The sequence below is a fragment of the Actinophytocola xanthii genome, assembly GCF_001921205.1.
GTDB lineage: Bacteria > Actinomycetota > Actinomycetes > Mycobacteriales > Pseudonocardiaceae > Actinophytocola > Actinophytocola xanthii.
Genome location: NZ_MSIE01000161.1, coordinates 1 through 3,408, shown reverse-complemented (window position 1 = coordinate 3,408; position 3,408 = coordinate 1). Strand labels below are relative to the sequence as shown.

At 65.6% G+C, this 3,408-nt stretch carries 5 protein-coding genes and 1 pseudogene; 4 read left to right on the top strand and 2 right to left on the bottom strand.

Translation table 11 applies throughout. The features are described from left to right. On the top strand, positions 1–559 hold a 559-nt coding region (locus BU204_RS41795), incomplete at its 5' end, for a hypothetical protein (protein ID WP_408608087.1). Positions 560–629: 70 nt separating this feature from the next. On the opposite strand, the pseudogene BU204_RS42430 reads toward BU204_RS41795, so the two are convergent. Beyond that, positions 630–831: pseudogene (locus BU204_RS42430) on the bottom strand (IS256 family transposase); the annotation flags it as partial. A 282-nt stretch (positions 832–1,113) separates the two neighbouring features. On the opposite strand from BU204_RS42430, the gene BU204_RS37650 reads away from it, so the two are divergent. The 3 genes from BU204_RS37650 to BU204_RS37640 are packed head-to-tail and all read left to right on the top strand — an operon-like array spanning position 1,114 to position 2,692. Then, positions 1,114–1,398, top strand: a complete 285-nt coding sequence (locus BU204_RS37650) for a hypothetical protein (RefSeq protein ID WP_075130557.1) — start codon at positions 1,114–1,116, stop codon at positions 1,396–1,398. Continuing rightward, positions 1,395–2,003 (top strand): RNA polymerase sigma factor, encoded by a 609-nt coding sequence (locus tag BU204_RS37645; protein WP_075130556.1) that lies wholly within the window; start codon positions 1,395–1,397, stop codon positions 2,001–2,003. Before BU204_RS37650 ends, BU204_RS37645 begins: the two co-directional genes overlap by 4 nt. Beyond that, complete coding sequence (locus BU204_RS37640; protein WP_075130555.1) at positions 2,000–2,692, top strand: hypothetical protein; 693 nt, start codon at positions 2,000–2,002, stop codon at positions 2,690–2,692. Before BU204_RS37645 ends, BU204_RS37640 begins: the two co-directional genes overlap by 4 nt. Positions 2,693–2,806: 114 nt before the next feature. Here BU204_RS37640 and BU204_RS37635 read toward each other — a convergent pair. Continuing rightward, on the bottom strand, positions 2,807–3,408 hold a 602-nt coding region (locus BU204_RS37635), incomplete at its 5' end, for a hypothetical protein (RefSeq protein ID WP_233161068.1).

The following is a 3,408-nucleotide window of genomic DNA, read 5'->3' as shown; positions in this document are numbered from 1 at the left end:
AGCCCGGCGTGTCGGGCCGGAAACACCGATCTTGGAACAGTCCCCGCAGGTTCCGTTCAGCCACCGAGATCACGCATTTAGACGCATCGATGTTGCATTTGATACACCGCCGGTTGTAGTGGAGGTGGCGCCGGGTTCGGCGAGGCTGGTGCTGGCCGGGACGAAGGTGGCCGCTGGATCCAGCAGCAGCGGTGTTCGACGGCATGGTGGAGGGATGGGGCGGAACAGCGAGCGCGGTTCCTGCGTGAGCGCGAACCCAGGAACGCCAACCTGCACGGCCCAGAACCACCGGCGGGCCCCGCACATCCGCGACCTGGAACACCGGCTCTCCCAACTGCTCGGCCGGCAAGCCTTCGAACGCAGCGGACTGGACGCCGCCAGCAACACCGCCGCCCTGCAAGCCCAGATCGACCGGCAACACCAGATCGTCCTCGACCTCACCCAGGCCCTCGAGGAACGCGACGAAGAACTCGCCGCTGCCCGCGAAACTAACCGGCGCCTGATGACCGAGCTCAACCGAATATCGGCTGTCCGCTACGAACCCGAGGGTGCACACTGACCGCCGTGAACACCCTGTCGACCCGGACGCTCGGCCATCTCATCGCCGCGGCTACTACTTACGTGTCGGATTCCGAGCTCTCCTCGCCAGGCGTGGTCTCCGCCACGTTCTTCGTGAACAGCTTCAACAAGCCGTCCGGGCCGGTCAACGCCAACGCCCGAGCCCTCGCCCTCGCCCTCGGCCACCATCGTCGCCGCAGCGGCCTGCTCCGGCGACAGCTCCCGCGCTGGCTTCCGATCACTCTTGCGTGGAGTCACAAGGTCAGATGTCATCACTGTCAGTGCCCATGCCGCCGGACCTCAGCCCGGCGTGTCGGGCCGGAAACATCGATCTTGGAACAGTCCCCACTGCGGCCGATAGGCGCGTAGATGCTGCTGTGAGTACCACGTGCTCGGGGGACGCCGCAGGAGGGCGGCACAGGACGTGTGGAAATCGAAACTCCTGGTCGTGGCGAAGATTTCGAGGTGTTGGGCAGTGAGGGTCGTCTTCGGGGTGCCTGACGGGAGTTAGTAGGTGTGCCGGAACCCGCCGGCCGTTGGAATCGGAGGACAACCATGAGCACGCAGGACATCGGCCACCTCGTCGAAGTGGGCCAGGCGGACTGGCAGCCGGTCCTGACCGTCAGTGGCGGCCGTGTGGTCCGTCTGGTTCAGAGCATGGTGGACCAACGGGCCAGGACCAGGCAGGCTGGGGTCCTTGGCCGCACGATGGTCGAGTTGGCTGAGGTCCTGGGCCGTGCGCGGGCGGGTGCGGAGGTCGCAGTTGGGGAGGACAAGGGCGTGAGTTGGTCCATGAAGATCGCTCCCGCTGCCTCGGCTGGGGAGGACACGAACGCGTGAGGCTGCCACCCACTACCGACTGCGAAGACCTGCGGGTAGAGGCTCTTCGGGCGATATGGGTCGAACTGGCCGCCTACGTGCGGCGCCGCCTGCGCCCGTATGAGCAACATCTGCTCGAAGACTTCATGAACGAGGCCGCAGCGGACTTCACCGCCGTCTGGCGTCAGAAAGGACCGATGTCGGTCGAGCAGGCGATCGCGGTGCTCAAGCAGGCAGCCCGAGGCGACATCATCAACCACCGGCACAAGGAGAACAGGCCGAACACTCGGCCGTATTCTGTGGACGACGAGGTGCTGATCAACCATGCTGACCCGGACTCCGGCAACGACGTCCTAGCGGCACTGGGCCGCATCGATCACGAGCGGCTGATAGAACAGCTTCCTCAGCTGCTGACCGAGAGGGAACGGCAGGTGATCGTCGCTGTTGATGTCGACGGCCTGCCCGCCGGACGTGCGGCCGCGCTGCTGGGTATCACGGTGGACGGGCTCCGACGACGGCGGAACGCTGGGCTGGACCGGCTTCGCCGCCACTTGACCGCCGCCCATTCCCTCTCCTCGACCCGGGTCAACCGCGCCCATACCACCACCAGGGAGGTTCCGTCATGACGAGCCCTCAGCAAAACTGCGACGGCCTCCACACCTTCGACAACGGAGGCATCCCTCCGTTGGACCTGGACGCCATCGAGAACAAGCTGGCGGCACGCTCCCCCGAAGAGCACATCGCCCGACAAGCTCGCCTAGACGCCTGGCAGCTCGGACGGGACGCGATGACGCTAGGGGACCACCATCTGGCCTCCGGCGATTTCGTCGCCGCGCATGAGGCGTTCACCATCGCGGCCCGCTACGAGGCAGCCGACGCCGCCGCCATGGTCCACACCGTGAGCGCACTCCAGGACGCACTCCAGGACGGCGCCCAGCCCAGCGCTGCGCTATCGCCCCCTCGATACTGGGACGAGATCACTAACGACCGACCGGGTCAGGATGTGCTCGGCCAGCGGCCACAGGAGCTCATCCGCCAACCGGACGAGGTCAAGGCGCATCTCGACGAGCTGGTCGTCCCCGCCCAATGCATCCTCGATGAGGCAAGGATGAGGGCGAACAACATTGTCGCCGCGGCCCAGGCATACGCGGAAATAATCCTGGCCGAGGCCCTCGCTGCTCAAGCACCGTCCCCTGTCAGGGGGCAAGTCCCGACGATTAAAAGGGAATATCCTGAAACCGCGGATAGGTTTCGCAATTGTCGTCGTTCTAATGTTGAGCATGCCGCGGTGAATACTCCCATTTATCAGAGTTAGGGAGGCTGAGGCGAGGTGTGTTGGGGGCGCCGCTGATGCTGTGACAGGACTGACGCGAGCCGCCGAGACTTCTGGGCGCACTTGTCCTGGTCAGGCGCTCAACGGACGCGGTTGCTACTCGTCCTCGTCGTCCTCCGCGCGCTGACGGTGGATCCACGTCGTGGTGGCCTCGTATCGGGCGTGGGCGTTTTCGAAGTCCTCGCGGAGCTCGTCGTCAGTTTCAGCTGCGGCGGCCGCTGCGGCGGCCGTGCGGGCGCTTTCGAGTTCTGGCGACACACCGTTAGTCGCTGTCCAGGTACCGAGTTGCGTGGCCGCCACGATCTCGGTGCGCACGCTTTTTGCCGTATCCGCGCCGGCCTCCCTAGCCTTCGAGAGGAAGTGCCTCGCCAGTCCGGGTTGTCGGAGAGGCCACGTAGTGATGTTTCCTAGCAGAGCTGCGAGGGTGAGCAGTTGCTTTCCCTGCAGGCTGTCCACAGCGGCGTGAAGTCGCTGCGCCTGTCCGGCGGTCAAGCCGCCGTCCATGACGACGCCGACGACCGCCGCAGTCTCGCCGACGTCACCGCGGTGAGCCTGTTCGATCAGCCAGTCGACCAGGGCGTCGGCTTGGTCGTCGAACGCGTCGGCGAGTCTGTGCACCTCTGTTGGAAGGCATCCGGCTCGGTGCGCGCCCACTAGTGCCGCATCAAGCAACGTTGGGTAGGTAATCCGGGCGGCGG

Coding starts and splice junctions, on each gene's coding strand:
- BU204_RS37650 (WP_075130557.1), top strand. CDS start 1,114: ATGAGCACGCAGGACATCGGCCACCTCGTCGAAGTGGGCCAGGCGGAC.
- BU204_RS37640 (WP_075130555.1), top strand. CDS start 2,000: ATGACGAGCCCTCAGCAAAACTGCGACGGCCTCCACACCTTCGACAAC.